Consider the following 18,899-nt stretch of genomic DNA (forward strand, 5'->3'; position numbering starts at 1 on the left):
ATAGTGATTAGACACCCCACTTCAAGCCGCATTCCGGACAACCGGCCGGGCGAGGTGCCGGATTCCGGTTCCGGGCGACGCGAAGGGGCCCGATGTTGACCGGACCGGGCGGCGGCCGCGACGCCGCCCCCCGTTAACCGGCCGGTCCTAGGTAAGGGCCGCTCTTTCGGGGAAGATCTGCCCCAGGGAGCCCGCAATCCCCAGGCAACCGCATCAGAAGGGGAAGAGTCGAATCTATGCAGGTCTGGCCGGGACAGGCGTACCCCCTCGGTGCCACGTACGACGGCGCCGGGACCAACTTCGCGGTCTTCTCGGAGGCCGCCCACCGAATCGAGTTGTGCCTGCTGCACGACGACGGCTCCGAGACGGCGGTGGAGCTGAGGGAGACCGATGCCTTCGTCCGCCATGCCTATCTGCCCGGGGTGATGCCCGGTCAGCGATACGGGTTCAGGGTCCACGGGCCGTACGAACCCCAGCGCGGCGCCCGCTGCAACTCCGCCAAGCTGCTCCTGGATCCTTACGCGCGGGCGGTCGCCGGGCAGATCCAGTGGGGCGAGGCGGTGTACGGCTATCCGTTCGGCCGGCCCGACGCGCGCAACGACCTCGACTCGGCGCCCCACACGATGTCCTCGGTGGTGGTCAACCCCTACTTCGACTGGGGCGACGACCGGCGGCCCCGTACGGACTACCACCGCACGGTCATCTACGAGGCCCATGTGAAGGGCCTGACGATGCTCCATCCGGGGCTGCCGAAGGAGCTGCGCGGTACGTACGCCGGGCTGGCCCATCCGGAGGTCATCGCGCATCTGACGGAGCTCGGCGTCACGGCCATCGAACTCATGCCGGTGCACCAGTTCGTCCAGGACCACCGGCTGGCGGACGCGGGGCTCGCCAACTACTGGGGCTACAACACCATCGGCTTCTTCGCCCCGCACAACGCCTACGCCTCCTGGGGCGACCGGGGCGAGCAGGTCCTGGAGTTCAAGCAGGCCGTCCGCGCCCTGCACCAGGCCGGCATCGAGGTGATCCTCGACGTGGTCTACAACCACACGGCGGAGGGCAACCACCTGGGGCCGACGCTGTCCTTCCGGGGGCTGGACAACGCCTCGTACTACCGGCTCGCCGACGACCAGCGCTACTACATGGACACCACGGGGACCGGGAACTCCCTGCTGATGCGCTCCCCGCACGTGCTCCAGCTGATCATGGACTCGCTGCGCTACTGGGTGACCGAGATGCACGTGGACGGTTTCCGCTTCGATCTGGCGGCCACGCTGGCCCGTCAGTTCCACGAGGTGGACCGGCTGTCGTCGTTCTTCGACCTCGTGCAGCAGGACCCCGTGGTCAGCCAGGTGAAGCTGATCGCCGAGCCGTGGGACGTGGGCGAGGGCGGCTACCAGGTGGGGAACTTCCCGCCGCTGTGGACCGAGTGGAACGGGAAGTACCGCGACACGGTCCGGGATCTGTGGCGCGGCGAGCCGCGGACGCTGGCCGAGTTCGCCGGCCGGCTGACGGGCTCCTCCGACCTGTACCAGGACGACGGGCGCCGGCCACTGGCCTCGATCAACTTCGCCACCTGCCACGACGGATTCACCCTGCACGACCTCGTCTCGTACAACGACAAGCACAACGAGGCCAACGGCGAGGGCAACCGGGACGGCGAGAGCCACAACAGGTCCTGGAACTGCGGTGTGGAGGGCGAGACCGACCGGCCCGAGGTGCTGGAGCTGCGTGAACGCCAGATGCGCAACTTCATCGCCACCCTGATGCTGTCCCAGGGCGTGCCGATGCTGAGTCACGGCGATGAGTTCGGCCGGACGCAGCGGGGCAACAACAACGGCTACTGCCAGGACAGCGAACTGTCGTGGGTGCACTGGCCGGACCCGGGCCGAACGGCGGACGGCGACGGCGACGATGACGACGAGGAGCGGGCCGGGCAGGACGACGGCGGCCTCGGCAGCAGTCTGCTGGAGTTCACCCGGGCGATGGTGTGGCTGCGCCGCGACCATCCCGTCTTCCGGCGCCGGCGGTTCTTCCACGGCCGTCCCGTGGAGGGCACGCACGACGAGCTCTCGGACATCGCGTGGTTCACGCCCGAGGGCCAGGAGATGACCCAGCGCGACTGGCAGGCGGCGCACGCCAAGGCACTGACCGTCTTCCTGAACGGGCACGCCATCTCGGAGCCCGGCCCGCGCGGGGAGCGGATCTCGGACGACTCGTTCCTGCTGATGTTCAACGCGAGCGCCGAGACGCTGGAATTCGCCGTTCCGGTCAATCACGGCAGGCAGTGGCTCGCGGTGGTCGACACGGCCCGCCCGGACGGGGTGCTGACCGGGGCGGGTCCGAAGGTGGCGGCGGGCGATCGGGTGACGCTCGTGGGGCGGAGCATGGTGGTGCTGCAGCGGCCGGCGTAAGGGAGGACCGGGCCGCCGCATCGGGGGTGCGGCGGTCTCGGGGGACGCCGACCGGGCACTCGTGCGTGTCCGGATGACAGAGGCGGCCCGGATCTGGGTACGAACGTTCCCATGACGCCTTCCGCCACGTACCGGCTCCAGCTCCAGCCGGAGTTCCCGTTCTCGGCCGCCGAGGACGCCGTGCCGTATCTCGCCTCGCTCGGCGTCTCCCATCTGCACCTGTCCCCCGTACTCGAAGCCGTGCCCGGCTCACGGCACGGCTACGACGTGGTCGACCACAGCCGGGTACGCGCCGAGCTGGGCGGCGAGGTGGGGCTGCGCCGGCTGGCCCGCACCGCCCGCGAGCACGGGCTCGGGCTCGTCCTGGACATCGTGCCGAACCACATGGCCGCCGACCCCCGCCACAACCACGCGCTGCGCGAGGTCCTGCGCGAAGGGCCCGCCTCCCCGTACGCCCGCTGGTTCGACATCGACTGGTCGGCGGGCGACGGGCGGATCCTGCTGCCCGTCCTCGCCGGACGCATCGGCGAGGAGACGGACCGGCTGCGGGTCGACGGGGAGGTGCTGCGCTACGGCGAACAGGAGTTCCCGCTGCGCGACGGCACCGCCCACCTCGATCTGCCCGAACTGCTGGACGCCCAGCACTACCGGCTCGGCTGGTGGCGGCTGGCCCGCACCGAGCTGAACTACCGGCGCTTCTTCACCATCTCGGAGCTGATCGGGGTACGCGTCGAGGATCCCGACGTCTTCGCCGCCTCCCACGCCAAGATCCTGGAGCTGGTACGGGACGGGGTCGTGGACGGCCTGCGGATCGACCACCCGGACGGGCTCGCCGACCCGGCCGGCTATCTGGAGCAGCTGTCCGCGGCGAGCGGCGGGGTGTGGACGGTGGTGGAGAAGATCCTCACGGGCTCCGAGCCGCTGCCCGCGGGCTGGGCCGTCGCCGGGACGACCGGTTACGACGCGCTGCACCGGATCGACGGGCTCTTCGTCGACCCGGTGGGCGCGACCGAGCTGCTCGGCGGCTACCGCGAGTCGGCCGCCCCGGCCGGTGACCGCGGCGGCTACTGGACGGCGACGGTGCGCCGGGCCGCGTACCGGGTGGTCACCCATGAGCTGGCCGCGGAGACGGAACATCTGACCCGGCTGGCCTCACGCATCTGCGCCGAGGACCCCGCGCTGCGCGACCACGCCCCCTGGGCGCTGCACACCGCCGTGCGCGAACTGCTGGTCCGGGTTCCGGTCTACCGCCCGTACGTGACGGCGGGCGGCCCCTGCACCGAGACGGCCGAGGCGGCGCTCGACCCGGTCGCGGTGAGCGACGCCAAGGCCGCGTTCGCGGTACGGGAGGAGGCCTCGGCCGTCGACGTGGTGCGGGAGCTGGCCCTGGGCCGGCTCGGCGGGGGCGGGGACCGGTCGGCGTTCTGCGCCCGGTTCGCCCAGACCGCGTCCGCGCTGCGCGCCAAGGCGGTCGAGGACACGGCGTACTACCGGTACGTGCCGCTGATCTCGGCCAACGAGGTGGGCGGCGATCCGGGGCGGCCGGCGGTTGCGCCGGAGGCGTTCCACACCTTCTGCGCGCGGCTCGCCCGCGACTGGCCAGCCACCGGCACGGCGCTGACGACGCATGACACCAAGCGCAGCGCCGACGTCCGGGCGGGGATCGCGGTGCTGTCGCAGTGCCCCGGACCATGGACGGAGCTGGTCGCCGAGCTGACGCGCACGGCCCCCGCCGCCCCCGATCCGCAGCTCGCCTGGCAGGCGTGGCAGACGGCGATCGGCTGTGTGGGGTTCCCGCCCGGGGAGCAGGCCGGGCGGCTGGAGCCGGCGCTGCTGAAGGCGGTGCGCGAGTCGGGGCTGTTCACGAGCTGGACCGAGCCCGATCCGGTGTACGAGCGGGTGGCGACGGACTTCGTCGCCGCCGGCCCGGCCGCCGGCACCGGCCCGGTGCGGGCGCTCCTGGAAGGGTTCGCGGGAACGCTGGCCCCGCATGTGCGGGCCAACGCGCTGGGCGCGGCGCTGGTGCACCTGACGATGCCGGGGGTGCCGGACCTCTACCAGGGCACGGAGCGGGAGTATCTGGCGCTGGTCGACCCGGACAACCGGCAGCCGTTCCGGCAGCCGCCCGACGGGGTGCCCGACGACGAGAAGAGCGAGCTCACCGGGACGGCGCTGAGGCTGCGGCGGGAACGGCCCGAGGTGTTCGGCGAGTCGGGCCCGTACGCCCCGCTGACCGCCTCCGGTCCGGCGGCGGCGCACCTGCTCGCCTTCTGCCGTTCCGGCGAGGTGGTCACCGCGGTGACCCGGCTGTCGCTGCGGCTGGCGGAGTCGGGCGGCTGGCGCGGGACGGAACTGACGCTGCCGGACGAGGGTGCGTGGCACGACCTGCTGACGCCGGGCCGGAAGTTCACCGGCGGCACGGTGCCGGCCGCGGAGCTGTTCGCGGAGCGGCCGGTGGCGCTGCTCAGCCGGGCCGGAGGCTCTGGGGCCGGACCAGGAGGGAGCGCGGGCCGCGTGTGAGCAGGCCGGTGGCCACCGGGCGGAAGCCCTCCGCCCAGCGCAGGGCGGGCATCGCGTCGAGCAGGGCGCGCAGGCCCTGTTCGGCCTCCAGCCGGCCGAGCATGACGGCGGGGCAGCCCGCGGGGCCGGGTGTGGAGCGGTCCTGGTCGCGGCGGAAGGGGTCGAAGACGTCCGGTGCGGCGAACCGTTCCGGGTCCCGGCCCGCCGAGCCGATCAGACAGGCGACGGGTGCCCGGGCGGGCAGGGTGCCGCCGCTGAGGGTGACCTCGGCGACGGTGCGGCGCAGCACGATCTGGACGGGTGGGTCGCGGCGCAGCGACTCGGTCCAGGCCCGCCCGGCGAGTGCGGGTTCGATCCGCATGACGGCCATCAGGTCCGGGTCGTCCAGCAGATTGGCGAGGAACGAGGCGAGCGCCGTCTCGCGCAGCGCGGTGCGCCGGGTGCAGGGGGCGTCGGCGGGTGCGCCGGTGGGCAGCCAGCGGCAGAACTCCTCGACGAGATCGGCCTGCGGACGGGTGGCGATGCGCCGGGCCAGCACGTAGGCGGTCCGTTCCACGCGCTCGGCCAGGTGTCCGGGCACGGTGCCGGGCGCGACCGCGTAGGGGTCGCTGGGCAGGCAGCGGAAGTTCCCGTGGCAGAGGCCGAGCGGCGCCGGGCCGCCCCGGGGCGCCCCGTCGTGCGGGAAGCCCGCGAACCGCGGGTCGGAGAGGGCGGTGGCCACGTCGTCGTACCGGCTGACCAGCCAGGCGCCGAGCGGCGCGTCGTAGCAGAGCGGGTACTCCTCGCGGAGCACCCGGTAGAGCCGGTACGGATCGTGGGCCGCGCCGGGTGCGAGGAGACTGGGGCCTCCGCCGGCCCGGGCCGCACGGCGGGGCCGCGTGGACGGGCTCCGGGTGCCGCGCCGTTCGGGTGAGGGCGTCGGGGCCGGTATGTCTCCGGGCGTGTCTGCCTGCATGACGTACCCCCCGGGTGTCCGGTGCGCCGGTGCGCGGCGCGCTCCCGTTCAGGGGATCACCTGAACGGACCCGCCGCAGCCGGCGTGCGGCCGTCCGGGTGACGGGGTGGTCACCGTCCGGTCCGGGCTCCCGGGACGGCCCGGTCCCGGTGACCGACGGTCCGGGTCTCGCGGCGGCGGGCCTCACCACCGATGAGCGCGGGCATGTGGCGCCGGGGGACTGAGCGCTGATGGGACCGCCGTGCCGGGCATCCACGTGGTCGGGGATCTGCTGCCGCCGCCGTCCCTCGGACTGGCCCACGCATCGTTACGCCGGGGGCCGGAGCGCGGGCGCGGAGAGCCGGAAGGTCATCCTGCCGAAGCTCACCTGGTCCCCCTCCCGCACCGGGACCGCGCCCGTGACGCGCTGCCCGTTGACGCAGGTGCCGTTGGTCGAGCCCAGGTCGCGCAGCAGCCACCGGCCACCGTGCGCGGTGAGTTCGGCGTGCGCCCGGGACACCGTCTCGTGGCTGAGGCGGAGTCCGTTGCCCGGGTCGCGGCCGATGCGCAGGGGGTGCGGGCTCGGCGCCGGGAGCAGCAGCTTGGGCAGCCGCTCGGCCCGCCAGGCCCTGCGTACCCGTTCGGGGAAGCCGGAGACTCCGCTCACGGCCCGGAACAGCTGCCGCGACCAGCGGCCGTCGTGCCCCAGGTCGGCGGTGAGCGCGTCCAGTTGCTCGGAACGGCTGGCGATCAGGGCCAGTTCCATGCGCCGCATGAAGGTGTCGTGGGAGAGCCTGCCCTGCGCCGCGCCCTCCCTGAGCACACCGAGAACACGGTCGCGCTGGGCGTCGGACAGCCGCGCGGGATACGTGTGGGACTCGAAGGAGGACGTCACAGGGCCAATTGTCGGGCCGACCGCCCCGGAGTGTCCAGAACAACGCCGCTTTCCGCCCTCCTGACCTGCGCGGCCCCGGATATATCCGCGACGCCGCGCGCCGGGCATTGCTACTGTCGGCCGCCGTGCCGCTCCGGCGACCGCCGGTCGAGCCCGTACGTCTGTGGGGGATCCGTGCTCGACGCACCACTCGGCCTGACCGTCCGTCCGATCAGCGGGCCTGAGGAGCTCGGTCTCTTCTGCCGGCTGTCCTACGTCCTGGATCACGAGCTCGCGGACGACCTGGCGGCGGGGCGTCGCCGCCCGGAGTGGATGTGGGTGGCCCTGCGGGGCGACCGGGTGGTGGCGCGGATCGCCTGGTGGAGCAAGGACGGCAAGGAGCCGCTGCTCCTGGACTTCTTCGACCTGGACGACACGCTTCCCGAGCCCGAACGGGGGGAGGCGGGAACGCGGCTGCTGGAGACGGCGACGGCCGCCGTCGTTCCGGCCGGTGCCCCGCGTCCCGAGTACGGGCGCTACGTACCGCCCGACTGGCGTGAGGACCCGGCGGCCCGTGATGTCGTGGAGGCGCGCGTCCGGGTCATGGAACGCAGCGGTGCCCGGATGCTCGTGGAGCGCCTGCGCCTGGAGTGGCGTGCGGGCACTCCCGTCCCGGCCGACGGCGGCCGGCTGCGGTTCCGCCCGGTGGCGGGGCGCGAGGATCTCCTGGCGCTGATGACGCCGGTGATGGAGGGCACGCTCGACGCCCACGGACAGCAGGACCTGGCGTCGGGCCTGTCGGCGCGCGAGGCCGCGGAGAAGCACTACGACGAGGAGCTCGCCCACTACTCGACCCCGCAGGAGTGGTGGCGCGTGGCCGAACTCCCGGACGGCGAACCGGTCGGCTTCGTGATCCCGGCCCGCAACAGCTACAACCCGATCATCGCGTACATCGGCGTCGTGCCCGCGCGGCGCGGTCACGGCTACATCGACGAACTCCTCGCCGAGGGAACCCGGGTGCTCGCCGGGCAGGACGGTGTGGAGCGCATCCGGGCGGCGACGGACCTCGGCAACGTACCGATGGCGAAGTCCTTCGCGCGCCTGGGTTACGTCAACTTCGAGCGCGCCTTCGACATGGTGTGGGACCACTGACGCGGCGGCGGGCGGGCGGGTCGCGTCAGCTCCCGGACGCGCGCTGCTGTCTGATGACGTCGCGGTACCAGGCGTACGACTCCTTGGGCGTGCGGCGCAGCGTCTCGTAGTCGATGTGGACGAGGCCGAACCGCTTGCTGACCCCCTCGGTCCACTCGATGTTGTCGGTCAGCGACCAGGTGAAGTAGCCGCGTACGTCGACGCCCGCGTCGATGGCCTCCCGCAGGGCGCCCAGGTGGGCGTCGAGAAAGGCGATCCGGCGGGTGTCCGCGGTGGGTTCGTCGACGGCGCAGCCGTTCTCGGTGATGTAGAGCGGCGGGAGCCGGTCGCCGTAGCGGTCCCGTAGCTTGACGAGGGTCTCGCGCAGCCCGTCGGGGACGACGGGCCAGCCGAAGTCCGTCGTCTCGTACCCTTCGATCTCCCTGATGCCGAAGGGGAGTTCGGCGGGCATGCCGAAACCGGCGAAGCTGTCGAGGGCGTCGGCCGCGGGCGCGCCGACCAGGGTGGGGTTGTAGTAGTTGACGCCGTACCAGTCGAGCGGCGTGGAGATGGTCCGCAGGTCGTCCTCGACGGGGCCCGGCATGAGGGCGGCGAAGTTCTCGTCGGGGTAGCGGCCGGTGAGGAGCGGGTCGGAGAACAGCCGGTTGGTGAGCGTGTCGTACAGCTCGGCGCCGAAGCGGTCCTCCTCCGACTCCCCCGCCGTCCAGACCGGGGAGTGCGAGACCGCTATGCCGATGTTGCCGGCGCCCGCGGCCCGCAGCGCGCGCACGGCCAGGCCGTGGGCGAGGAGCTGGTGGTGGGCGGCGGGCAGCGCGTCGAAGAGGAGGGCACGGCCGGGGGCGTGCTCGCCGAGCGCGTAGCCCAGCAGGGTCACTTCGGCGGGTTCGTTGATCGTGATCCACATGGGGACGCGGTCGGCGAGCCGTTCGGCGACGATGCCCGCGTACTCGGCGAAGCGGTAGGCCGTGTCGCGGTTGAGCCAGCCGCCTGCCTCGTCCAGCGGGAGCGGGGTGTCCCAGTGGTAGAGGGTGGGGGCCGGGGTGATCCCGTGGGCGCAGAGTTCGTCGACGAGCCGGTCGTAGAAGTCGAGCCCCCGCGGGTTGACCGGTCCGCTGCCGCCGGGCACGACGCGGGGCCAGCTGACCGAGAACCGGAAGGCGTCGGCGCCGAGTCCGGCCAGGAGCGCGACGTCCTCGCGGTAGTGCCGGTGGAATCCGGTGCCGCGGGTGGTGTCGGTGCCGTCCTTGATGCGTCCGGGCTGCGCGGCGAAGGCGTCCCAGCCGGAGGGCCCCTTGCCGTCGGTGTCGGCGGCGCCCTCGGTCTGGAAGGCGGAGGCGGAGGCTCCCCAGAGGAAACCGGGTGGGAACGGCGGCACGGTCATCTCGGCCTCCACAGCCGTAAGAGGGAGTGCGTATGTCAGAAGCCGACAGGGCAATGATCAGAACCAGACCTTAATCGCCAGTAACGGGCTCGATCCAGTGTCGTGGGTCGAAGATCGCGCCTTCTGCCGACCATGGGCCGGTAAACGGAAACGAGGGAGCGCTGCATGTTGTTCGAGGTATGGGCACCGGACGCGGATGTGGCCGCCCTGCGGCTGTCGGGTGAGCTGCGGACCATGGAGCGTGATCCGGACCGGCCCGGCTGGTGGACCGCGGATGCGGAGGCCGCGGACGGCGACCGCTACGGATTCACCCTCGACGGCGGCCCGGTGCGCCCCGATCCCCGCTCGCGCCGCCAGCCGGACGGGCCGGACGGTGAAAGCGCCGTCGTCGGCCACGACACGTACACCTGGCGCACCGACTGGGCGGGACGCGGGCTGCCGGGTGCGGTCCTGTACGAGCTGCACATCGGTACGTACACCGCCGAGGGCACCTTCGACGCGGCGGCGGCCCGGCTGGGGCATCTCGCCGACCTGGGCATCACCCATGTGTCGCTGATGCCGGTCTGCCCGTTCCCCGGCGTCCACGGGTGGGGGTACGAGGGGGTGTCGCTGTGGGCCGTGCACGAGCCGTACGGCGGCCCCGAGGGACTGAAGCGCTTCGTCGACACGGCGCACGGGCTCGGGCTCGCGGTCGTCCTGGACGTGGTCCACAACCACCTGGGCCCGTCCGGCAACTACCTCCCCGCCTTCGGCCCGTACTTCACCGAGACGCACCACACCCCCTGGGGCGCGGCGGTCAATCTGGACGCGCCGGGCTCCGACGAGGTGCGGGCCTTCCTGCTGGGCAGCGCGCTCGCCTGGCTCCGCGACTACCGGCTCGACGGGCTCCGCCTCGACGCGGTCCACGCACTGGCCGACACTCGGGCGCTGACGTTCCTGGAGGAGCTGTCCGCCGCCACCGACGCGCTCTCGGCCGAACTGGGCCGTCCGCTCTCCCTCATCGCCGAGTCCGACCTCTGCGACCCGCGGACGACGACTCCGCGCGAGTCCGGCGGCATCGGTCTTCACGCCCAGTGGAACGACGACTTCCACCACTGTCTGCACACCGCGCTGACCGGCGAGGCCCAGGGCTACTACGCGGACTTCGCCGCCGCCCCGCTGGCCGGACTCGCCAAGACCGTGACGAGCGCGTTCTTCCACGACGGCACGTACTCCACCTTCCGCGGCCGTACGCACGGCCGCCCGGTCGACGTCGCCCGCAGCGCCGCCCACCGCTTCGTCGGCTACGCGCAGACCCATGACCAGATCGGCAACCGGGCGCTCGGCGACCGGCTCGCCGCCTCCCTCTCCCCCGGCCTGCTGGCCTGCGCGGCGGCGCTCGTGCTCACCGGCCCCTTCACCCCGATGCTGTTCATGGGCGAGGAGTGGGGCGCCCGTACGCCCTGGCAGTTCTTCACGGACCACACCGATCCGGAGCTCGCCGAGGCCGTACGCACCGGCAGGCGGCGGGAGTTCGGGGAGCACGGCTGGGCCGAGGAGGACATCCCGGACCCGCAGGACCCCGCCACCCGCGAGCGGTCGTGTCTGGACTGGAGCGAGCCCCAACGCGAACCACACGCCCGCCTGCACGCCTGGTACCGCGAACTGATCGCCCTGCGCCGCTCCCTGCCCGACCTCAGCGACCCCGATCTGGCGACGGTGAGGACGGCGTACGACGACGAGGCCCGCTGGCTGGCGCTGCGCCGGGGCGATCTGCGGATCGCCGTCAACCTCGACGAGAAGCCGGCCACGATCCCGCTGGGCGGCGGCCGGCACCGCGGTGGCGGCGGCCGGGTGCTGGCCGCCTGGCTGCCCGTCGACGCACCCGGCGCGGACGGGCTGCTTCATCTGCCGCCGGAGTCCTGCGTGTTGCTGGCCGACGACTGACCCGGCCGCCCCCAGGGGCTGTCCCGCAATCCCTGGCGCGGCAGCCCCTACTCGACGATCGCCAGTTCGCGGGCGGTGGCGTTGAGTCGCCGGCCGCCGTCCTCGGTGACGGTCACGATGTCCTCGATCCGGACGCCGAAGCGGCCCGGCAGATAGACGCCCGGCTCCACGGAGAAGCACATGCCGGGGACGAGCGGCTGCTCCTCGCCCTCGATCATGTACGGCGGTTCGTGGGTGGTGACGCCGATGCCGTGGCCGGTGCGGTGGATGAAGCGCTCCCCGTAGCCGAACTCGGTGATGACGGCGCGGGCGGCCCGGTCGATCTCCTGGCAGGCGACACCGGGCCGGACAGCCTTGCAGCCCGCTTCCTGTGCTTCCCGCACGATGTCGTGGACCCGCTGTTCCTCGGCGGTGGGTTCGCCGACGTGGACCGTACGGGAGGTGTCGGAGCCGTAGCCGTGCTTGAGGCCGCCGAAGTCGAGCACCACCATGTCGCCGCGCTCGATGGTGCGGTCACCGGCCTCGTGGTGCGGGTTGGCGCCGTTGGGCCCGGAGCCGACCACGGTGAAGTCGACCTGGGAATGCCCGGCCTCGGTGAGGAGCCGGGCCAGGTCTGCGGCCACGTCGGTCTCCTTGCGGCCGGAGAACCGGACCTTCAGGATCTCCTCGTACGTGGCGTCGGCGGCCGCCCCGGCCGCGGCGAGCCGGTCCAGTTCATGGGCGTCCTTCACGGCGCGCAGCATCGGGAGCACTTCGGTGAGGGAGGCGTACGAGGTCCCGGGCAGCAGCTGCTGGAGGCCGAGCAGATGCATCGCCCAGGTGTTGTCGCTGATGCCGAACCGGCCCCGGCCGTCGAGCAGCGGCGCGGTGACGGCGTAGGGGTCCTTGCCGTCGGTCCAGTCGCGCAGGGTCAGCGCGGGCGCGCCGACGGCCTTCTCGGCGTCCGGGGCCTCCAGAGTCGGTACGACCAGCACCGGGTCCTGGCCCGCGGTGAGGACGAGGACGGTCAGGCGCTCGGTGATCGCGGTGGGCCGGTAGCCGGTGAGATGGACCATGTCCGGTCCTGGGGCCACCAGGAGCCCCGCGAGTCCGGCGGCCGCCGCGCTCTCGGCGGCCCGGGTCATCCGGGCCCGGTAGTCGTCGGCGGTGAACGGTACGGGCTGGTTCGGGCTGGACATGCGGAACCTCCTGGCGGCGCGGAACGGCTCCCTGCATCCTGCCCGCCCGGTGGCCCGGCCGCGAGCGGTCAGGGCGGCGTGCCGGTGGCGAGCCGTACGACGAGGTCGGCACGGTCACGCCCGGCCGCGACGAGCCGCGCGTTGGTCTCGTCGGAACCGGCCACCCAGCGCTCCGCGCGCGGCCGCGGCTTCCCGAACCGCACATGCCGGTCGACGAGTCTGCGGATCCGTACGTCCTGGTCGAGTTCCAGGAACCACGCCTCGTCGAGCAGCCCCCGCACGGGCGCCCAGTCGCCTTCCCCGTACAGCAGGTAGTTGCCCTCGGTGACGACCAGCGGGACGTCCGGCGGTACGGGGACGGACCCCGCGACGGGCTGCTCCAGGGACCGGTCGAAGGCGGGGGCGTACACGACGGTCCCCGGTTCGGGCGCCCGCAGCCGCCGGAGCAGGGCCGCGTACCCGGCGGCGTCGAAGGTGTCGGGCGCCCCCTTGCGCCGGGCCCGGCCGAGCCGTTCCAGTTCGGCCTGGGCCAGGTGGAATCCGTCCATCGGCACGAGGACGGCGAGGGGGCCGAGCGCGTCGACGAGCTGCTCCGCCAGGGTGGACTTCCCGGCACCGGGCGGCCCGGCGATTCCGAGGATGCGGCGGTCGGCCGACAGGGCGAGGCGGCGGGCACGGGCCGTCAGCCCGGTGAGGTCGCTGGTGTCCATGGCGGATATTGTCCCGCTGACAGCCTCCCCTTCCCTTCCGTCCCGCGAGGAATCCCATGTCCCACATCGCTCTGGTCACCCTGGTCGTCCGCGACTACGACGAGGCGCTCGGCTTCTACACCGGCGCCCTCGGCTTCGAGCTGGTGGAGGACACCGACCGGGGCGACGGCTCCCGCTGGATCGTGGTGCGCCCGCGCGGAACCGAGGGCACCGGGCTGCTGCTGGCCCGGGCCAAGGACGAGGCGCAGAGCGCCAGTGTCGGGGCGCAGACCGGCGGGCGGGTCGGCTTCTTCCTCCACACCGAGGACTTCGCCGGCGACCACGCGCGCATGCTCGCGGCCGGGGTCCGGTTCCTGGAGGAGCCGCGGCACGAGGTCTACGGCTCGGTCGCGGTCTTCGAGGACCTGTACGGCAACCGCTGGGACCTGCTCCAGCCCGCGTGAGCGTGCTCAGCGCGCCCCGTTGCCCTCCAGGTACGCCAGTACCGCGAGGACCCGGCGGTGGACCGAGCCGTCGTCCGGTTCGAGGCCGAGCTTGGCGAAGATGGAACCGATGTGCTTGCTCACCGCCCGTTCCGTGACGACGAGTTCGGTGGCGATCGTGCCGTTCGCCTTGCCCTGCGCCATCAGTTCCAGAACCTCGCGCTCCCTGGGGGTGAGGCTCAGCAGCGGCTTCGCGGACGCCTTGCGGGTCAGCAGCTGGCTGACCACCTCGGGGTCGAGCGCGGTGCCGCCGGATGCCACCCGGTCCAGGGCCTGGAGGAACTGGTCGACGCGGCCCACCCGGTCCTTGAGCAGGTAGCCGATGCCGTGCGCGCCCCGGGCGAGCAGCTCGGCGGCGTACGTCTCCTCCACGTACTGGGAGAGGACCAGGATCGGCAGGTCGGGCATCTCCTCGCGGGCGGCGATGGCGGCGCGCAGCCCCTCGTCGCGGAACGTGGGTGGCAGCCGTACGTCGAGCACGGCTGCGTCCGGGCGGTGCTCCAGCAGGGCGGGCAGTACCTCGGGGCCGGCCGCGGCGTCGGCGACCACCTCGTGGCCCGAGCTGGTGAGGAGCAGGATCAGCCCCTCCCGCAGCAGGGCGTTGTCCTCGGCGATCACGATCCGCACGGCAGCTCCACTTCGATGTCCGTCGGCCCCCCGGTGGGGCTGCTGACGCGGGTGGTGCCGTCCAGGGCGGCGATCCGCCGCCTGATCCCGACCAGCCCGCTGCCGCCGCGTTCGTCCGCGCCGCCGTGCCCATCGTCGCCGATGGCCACGAGCAGGGCGTCACGGGCCCGGTCGACCCGGACGCGTGCGGCCGTGGCGCCGCTGTGCTTGCCGATGTTGGTGAGTGCCTCGGCGATCACGAAGTAGGCGGCGGCCTCGATCGCCGCCGGAAGCCGGCGCCCGTCCTCGACGCCGTCGAGCTCCACCGTGACGGGGACCGCCGAGTCCGCGGCCAACGCCCTTACGGCCCCGGCGAGTCCGCGGTCCGTCAGGATCGGGGGGTGGATGCCGCGGACCACGTGCCGCAGCTCGGCGAGCGCCGCGTCGACGCCGTCCTGGGCCTCGTCGAGGCGCTGCCGTGCGGCGGCCGGGTCCCGGTCCAGGATCTGTCTGGCCAGGCCGATGCGCATCGACAGGGCCACGATGCGGGCCTGCGCGCCGTCGTGCAGGTCCCTCTCGATACGGCGGAGTTCGGCGCCGTGCGCCTCGACCGCACCCGCCCGGCTCTCCGTCAACTGAGTGATGCGTTCCGCGAGTTCCGCCGAGTGCGGCGCCGTCAGCAGGGATTTCGTCCAGCTCGCTGAGAGTTCCGCGAGTACGGGGTGCCAGCGCAGGACCAGGCCACGGCGCTCGGGCGGTGGCGTGCCGTACTCGTCGCTGCTCCGCCGGTCCAGCAGGTGCACGGCGCTGAGCACGATCCCGTCCACCAGCAGTCCCACCGGCCACAGCACCATCGTGGCGTAGCCGATGAGATTGCCGGCCAGTGCCTGGCACGGCAGCCACACCGCCTCGCGCCGGGCGACGGGGTCGGTGAGCACGTGCCTGACCCGCTCGGCGAGTTCGCCGCCGTCGAGCGGGAGATACGGCGTGGGCCGGAAGGGCACTCCCAGGTAGGCCGCCGCCCTGCGCCGCTCGAACTCCGCGAACCGGTGCAGCGCCTTGGCCGCCTCGGGCAGCGCCGGCAGTCCGATGACCACGACCGCGAACAGCAGCGCGGCCACCACCAGGAACGTGGCGACGTACGCGAGCAGTGCGATCGGGATGCCGATGAAGACGTAGCGCGAGGCATGCCAGGAACGCCGGACTGCGACGGTCAGCGGGACGGGGGCGGTGCTCATGCCGCACTACGTTACGGGGGCTCGGCCGGCCCCGGAGTGGAGCCGTCACCCCGGACGGTGGTGGTGCCTGCTACACCCCCGGTCCGGGAGCGCGCACCCTCGCCCCCACACCCTCGCGCTCATAGCGTTTACGCAGGTCAGGAAGTACGGAAGAGGCGAGGGGACCACGGTGGGGACAAGCACGGCAGTGCGCACGGCGGCGCTGGAGCTGGAGTCGGTGAGCCGGCGCCACGGGCGGCGCGGCAGCGGCCGGGAGGCGGTCGCGCTGGATGCGGTGAGCTGTGTGATTCCCGTGGGGAGTTTCACCGCGGTGGTCGGCCCCTCGGGGTCGGGCAAGAGCACGTTCCTCCAGTGTGCGGCGGGCCTGGACCGTCCGTCGTCAGGCACGGTACGGATCGCCGGGACCGATCTCGGCACACTCTCCGAGGCCGCGCTGACCCGGCTGCGCAGGGACAGGATCGGCTTCGTCTTCCAGTCGCACGCGCTGAACCTGGTGGCGTCGCTGAGCATCGAGGAGAACGTCGTGCTGCCGCTGGTCCTGGCCGGTGCCGATCCCGGGGCCGCCGATGTGCTGGACCGTGGACGTCGGCTGCTGGAGCGGGTCGGGCTGTCCGGGCGGGGCGGTGGCGGACCCGCGACCCTGTCGGGCGGTGAGCAGCAACGGGTTGCCGTCGCACGGGCGTTGGTGACCGAACCCGATGTGCTCTTCGCGGACGAGCCGACGGCCTCCCTGGACCCGGAGTCCGCGGCACTGGTACTGGGGCTGCTGCGGGAGGCGGTACGGCTCGACGGCCGCACGGTCGTGATGGTCACCCATGACCCGGTGGCGGCAAGCTGGGCGGACACGGTCATGACGATGGACGGGGGCCGGCTGCGATGACGGTCGCCGGAGCACAGAAGAGGACGACGGTCGCCGGAACGCGGAAGACGCCGGTGCGCGCGAGCGTGCGGGCCGGGAGCCGGCGGGCCTCGGCGTTTCTGGCCCGCCGCTCGCTGACGTCCCATCGCCGGGCCTGGACCGCGGTGTTCGCCACGGCGGCTGCCGCTGCCGCGCTGCTCGGCGCCTTCGCGCTGGTGCTCGGCTCGCTGCTGCTGGCCGGGCCGCCGGTGGAGCGCTACGCCGGGGCCGACGCGGTGGTGGTGGCCGATCAGCGGGTCACGTACACGGCGAAGCCGTGGGGCAGCGAACCGCGGACGGCCACCGCCCATCTGCCGGAACGGGTGCGGCTGGAGCGTTCCGCGGTGGCGCGGGCGGCAGCGGCGGACGGTGTGGCGCTGGCCGTCGCGGACGACACGGTTCCGGTGACGGTGGGCAACGGGGCGCCGGCGGTGGGCCGTTCCTGGCCGTCCGCCGCGCTCACTCCGTACGAGCTGTCCGAGGGGCGTGCGCCGAGGTCGGCGTCCGAGGTGGTCGTGGACCCGGCGCTGGCGTCCACGGGCGGACGCGTCACGCTTCAAGTGGGCGGCGCCGCCCGTCAGTACACCGTCAGCGGGGTCGCCGCCACCGGCCACCGCGGCGGCACACCCGCCGTGTTCTTCACCGAGCCCCGGCTCACCGCACTGGCCGGACACCCCGGCACCGTGGACGCGATCGGCGTCGTGGCCGAACGGGGCGTGTCCGCCGGCACACTGAAGGCCTCGCTGGACAGGGCCGTGGCGGGGCTGAGCGGAGGCGAGCGCGGGCCACGCGTACTGACGGGCGCCGGGCGCGGCGAGGCCGAGCACATCGACGCGCTCGGCGGGCGCGGCGATCTGCTGGCGATGCTGGCGTCGATCGCCGCGACCGTGGTCATGGTGGCGCTGCTCGTGATCGCCACCACGGTCTCCCAGGCCGTGCACCAGCGCTCCGGTGAACTGGCGCTGCTGCGGGCGGTCGGAGCGACGCCCCGGCAGCTCAGGTCGGCGGTCGGCCGTGAGGCGGGCCGGGTCGCGGGCGCCGCCGCGGTGCTGGGCGCGGCCGGCTCCGTACCGCTCGGGCTGCTGATGCGGTCGCTGCTGACGACGGACCCGCTGCCGCTGCCCGTCCCGGCGTGGCTGCCGGTCGCGGCGGGCGTCGTGGGCGCGCTGCTCGTCGCCCTGGCCGCCCGGCCGGTGGCCCTGCTCGCGGCGCGTGCGGTGACCCGGATGCGGCCCGCGGCGGCCCTGAGCGCGGCGCGGGCGCCGGAGCCGGGCGAGCCGGGGCGGCTGCGCACGGGCGCCGGGGTGCTGCTGGCGGTCGCGGGGCTCGGTTCGGCCGGAACGGCGACCGCACAGAGCGGTCAGGCCGCGGCGCTCGCCGCGTCGGGTGCGGCGACCTCGCTGATCATCGCGGTGGCGCTGCTCGGTCCGTGGATCGCCCGGATCTCGATGCGGGTGCTCGGCGCCCCGGCCCGGCGCGCGGGCGGGGTCTCCGGGTTCCTGGCCGCCCGGTCCGCCGCCGCGCACCACCGCCGGCTGGGTGCGGCGCTCACCCCGATCGTGCTGGTCGTCGCGTTCGTGTGCGTTCAGCTGGCGGCCGGTACGACGCTGGAGCGGGCCGCCGGCCGGCAGGCGGCCGACGCCCTGCGGGCGGACCTGGTGGTGACGGGCCCGGCGGCCGGCATCCCGGCGGAGGCGGCCGAGGCGGTGCGCGGGGCGCCCGGTGTGGCTGCCGCGACGGGCCTGCTGCGGTCGGCCGTCGTCCTCGCTCACCGCGAGACCGGCGACCCGGCGCTGGACCGCTTCCCGGTGCTGGGCGTGACCGCGGACCAGTTGTCCGGCACGCTCGACGCCCGGGTCACGGCGGGTGATCCGGCCGCGCTCACGGGCCGGGGCACGGTCGCCGTGGGTGAGGACCGGGCCGACGATCTGGACGTCGGTGTCGGGGACGAGGTGGCGCTGCGCCTCGGGGACGGGACGCGGGTACGGCTCAGGGTGGTGGCGCTCTATGCACGGTCCCTGGGGCTCGGCGAGTTCATGCTGCCCCGCGAGGCCCTGGCCGGACACGTGTCGGCTCCGCTCGACCAGCAGATCCTGGTGCGCTCGCGGGACGGGGACGCCACGTCGGCCGTGAGAGCCGCGCTGGCACCGTACGAGGGGCTCGATGTCCGTACGGCGAGGGCGGACGACGTACGGATCGCCCCGTCGTCCTCGGACCGGGACGACGCCCTGATCATCATCGGCGTCGGGGTGATCGGCGGCTTCGCGCTGCTCGCCGTGGTCAGCACCCTCGCCCTGATCTCGGTGGGCCGCCGCCCGGAGTTCCGCCTGCTGCGGCTGGTCGGCACGGGACGCGGGCAACTGCTGCGGATGCGGGTGCTGGAGACGGGCCTGGTGACGGTTGCCGGTCTGACCATCGGAACCGTGGTCGCGGCCGTCCCGCTGGCCGCGTTCGCGCTCCCGGCGACGGGCGGGCTGCCGTACCTGCCGCCCGCGCAGTACGGGGTGCTCGCGCTTGCCGTCACGGTGGCGGCGGCCATGGGCACGCTGTGCCCCGGGGCGCGAGGCGGCGGGGGCGGCCGCGGGG

The 18,899-nt window shown here is 73.6% G+C and carries 14 protein-coding genes and 1 pseudogene; 8 read left to right on the top strand and 7 right to left on the bottom strand.

The genetic code is table 11. The annotated features are described in order from the left end of the window. The first annotated feature begins 236 nt into the window (after nt 1-236). Nucleotides 237-2,414: a glycogen debranching protein GlgX gene (gene glgX / locus JGS39_RS01115; RefSeq protein WP_219566645.1), complete on the top strand. Its 2,178-nt coding sequence runs from the start codon at nt 237-239 to the stop codon at nt 2,412-2,414. A gap of 111 nt (nt 2,415-2,525) precedes the next feature. Next, entirely contained in the window at nt 2,526-4,934 is a 2,409-nt protein-coding gene (treY, locus tag JGS39_RS01120) for a malto-oligosyltrehalose synthase (protein WP_219566646.1), read from the top strand. Here treY and JGS39_RS01125 read toward each other — a convergent pair. Further along, nucleotides 4,879-5,889 (bottom strand): cytochrome P450, encoded by a 1,011-nt coding sequence (locus tag JGS39_RS01125; protein ID WP_219566647.1) that lies wholly within the window; start codon nt 5,887-5,889, stop codon nt 4,879-4,881. The two genes, treY and JGS39_RS01125, sit on opposite strands and share 56 nt — an antisense overlap. Nucleotides 5,890-6,026: 137 nt before the next feature. Here JGS39_RS01125 and JGS39_RS40475 point away from each other — a divergent pair. Next, a pseudogene (locus JGS39_RS40475) lies at nt 6,027-6,208 on the top strand (dihydrolipoyl dehydrogenase); the annotation flags it as partial. Here the strand turns inward: JGS39_RS40475 and JGS39_RS01130 are convergent. Then, nucleotides 6,197-6,763 carry an FHA domain-containing protein gene (locus JGS39_RS01130; protein ID WP_219566648.1) on the bottom strand — a complete coding sequence of 189 codons (567 nt, stop codon included), beginning with the start codon at nt 6,761-6,763 and terminating at the stop codon, nt 6,197-6,199. The pseudogene JGS39_RS40475 and the gene JGS39_RS01130 overlap by 12 nt on opposite strands. 174 nt (nt 6,764-6,937) lie before the next feature. Here JGS39_RS01130 and JGS39_RS01135 point away from each other — a divergent pair, with 174 nt between their 5' ends. Further along, nucleotides 6,938-7,894 carry a GNAT family N-acetyltransferase gene (locus JGS39_RS01135; RefSeq protein ID WP_219566649.1) on the top strand — a complete coding sequence of 319 codons (957 nt, stop codon included), beginning with the start codon at nt 6,938-6,940 and terminating at the stop codon, nt 7,892-7,894. A 25-nt stretch (nt 7,895-7,919) separates the two neighbouring features. Here JGS39_RS01135 and JGS39_RS01140 read toward each other — a convergent pair whose 3' ends face one another. Continuing rightward, the gene (locus JGS39_RS01140) at nt 7,920-9,275 is read right to left on the bottom strand and encodes a GH1 family beta-glucosidase (protein WP_219566650.1); all 1,356 of its coding nucleotides are present in this window, start codon (nt 9,273-9,275) and stop codon (nt 7,920-7,922) included. A gap of 165 nt (nt 9,276-9,440) precedes the next feature. Here JGS39_RS01140 and treZ point away from each other — a divergent pair, with 165 nt between their 5' ends. Next, nucleotides 9,441-11,201: a malto-oligosyltrehalose trehalohydrolase gene (gene treZ, locus JGS39_RS01145; RefSeq protein ID WP_219566651.1), complete on the top strand. Its 1,761-nt coding sequence runs from the start codon at nt 9,441-9,443 to the stop codon at nt 11,199-11,201. A 47-nt stretch (nt 11,202-11,248) separates the two neighbouring features. Here the strand turns inward: treZ and JGS39_RS01150 are convergent, their stop codons facing one another. Both JGS39_RS01150 and JGS39_RS01155 read right to left on the bottom strand, forming a co-directional pair. Then, nucleotides 11,249-12,379: a M24 family metallopeptidase gene (locus tag JGS39_RS01150; RefSeq protein ID WP_219566652.1), complete on the bottom strand. Its 1,131-nt coding sequence runs from the start codon at nt 12,377-12,379 to the stop codon at nt 11,249-11,251. 68 nt (nt 12,380-12,447) lie between these two features. Next, a complete protein-coding gene (locus JGS39_RS01155; RefSeq protein ID WP_219566653.1) occupies nt 12,448-13,089 on the bottom strand; it encodes a nucleoside/nucleotide kinase family protein in 642 nt (213 codons plus the stop codon). Between the two features lie 56 nt (nt 13,090-13,145). Here JGS39_RS01155 and JGS39_RS01160 point away from each other — a divergent pair, with 56 nt between their 5' ends. Beyond that, nucleotides 13,146-13,532 (top strand): VOC family protein, encoded by a 387-nt coding sequence (locus JGS39_RS01160; protein ID WP_219566654.1) that lies wholly within the window; start codon nt 13,146-13,148, stop codon nt 13,530-13,532. Between the two features lie 6 nt (nt 13,533-13,538). Here JGS39_RS01160 and JGS39_RS01165 read toward each other — a convergent pair whose 3' ends face one another. Next, a complete protein-coding gene (locus tag JGS39_RS01165) occupies nt 13,539-14,198 on the bottom strand; it encodes a LuxR C-terminal-related transcriptional regulator (protein ID WP_219566655.1) in 660 nt (219 codons plus the stop codon). Beyond that, nucleotides 14,186-15,415 (bottom strand): sensor histidine kinase, encoded by a 1,230-nt coding sequence (locus tag JGS39_RS01170; RefSeq protein ID WP_219566656.1) that lies wholly within the window; start codon nt 15,413-15,415, stop codon nt 14,186-14,188. The genes JGS39_RS01165 and JGS39_RS01170 overlap by 13 nt, the downstream gene beginning before the upstream one ends. A 169-nt stretch (nt 15,416-15,584) precedes the next feature. On the opposite strand from JGS39_RS01170, the gene JGS39_RS01175 reads away from it, so the two are divergent. Then, complete coding sequence (locus tag JGS39_RS01175; RefSeq protein WP_219566657.1) at nt 15,585-16,295, top strand: ABC transporter ATP-binding protein; 711 nt, start codon at nt 15,585-15,587, stop codon at nt 16,293-16,295. After that, a partial coding sequence (locus tag JGS39_RS01180) for an ABC transporter permease (RefSeq protein ID WP_236065680.1) occupies nt 16,292-18,899 on the top strand: 2,608 nt, incomplete at its 3' end. The genes JGS39_RS01175 and JGS39_RS01180, both read left to right, overlap by 4 nt.

Source organism: Streptomyces poriferorum (genome assembly GCF_019399235.1).
In the GTDB taxonomy this organism is placed as follows: domain Bacteria; phylum Actinomycetota; class Actinomycetes; order Streptomycetales; family Streptomycetaceae; genus Streptomyces; species Streptomyces poriferorum.

Excerpts from the sequence above, each read along its gene's own strand:
- glgX (WP_219566645.1), top strand. The coding sequence starts at position 237 with ATGCAGGTCTGGCCGGGACAGGCGTACCCCCTCGGTGCCACGTACGAC.
- treY (WP_219566646.1), top strand. The coding sequence starts at position 2,526 with ATGACGCCTTCCGCCACGTACCGGCTCCAGCTCCAGCCGGAGTTCCCG.
- JGS39_RS01125 (WP_219566647.1), bottom strand. The coding sequence starts at position 5,889 with ATGCAGGCAGACACGCCCGGAGACATACCGGCCCCGACGCCCTCACCC.
- JGS39_RS01140 (WP_219566650.1), bottom strand. The coding sequence starts at position 9,275 with ATGACCGTGCCGCCGTTCCCACCCGGTTTCCTCTGGGGAGCCTCCGCC.
- treZ (WP_219566651.1), top strand. The coding sequence starts at position 9,441 with ATGTTGTTCGAGGTATGGGCACCGGACGCGGATGTGGCCGCCCTGCGG.
- JGS39_RS01150 (WP_219566652.1), bottom strand. The coding sequence starts at position 12,379 with ATGTCCAGCCCGAACCAGCCCGTACCGTTCACCGCCGACGACTACCGG.
- JGS39_RS01155 (WP_219566653.1), bottom strand. The coding sequence starts at position 13,089 with ATGGACACCAGCGACCTCACCGGGCTGACGGCCCGTGCCCGCCGCCTC.
- JGS39_RS01160 (WP_219566654.1), top strand. The coding sequence starts at position 13,146 with ATGTCCCACATCGCTCTGGTCACCCTGGTCGTCCGCGACTACGACGAG.
- JGS39_RS01170 (WP_219566656.1), bottom strand. The coding sequence starts at position 15,415 with ATGAGCACCGCCCCCGTCCCGCTGACCGTCGCAGTCCGGCGTTCCTGG.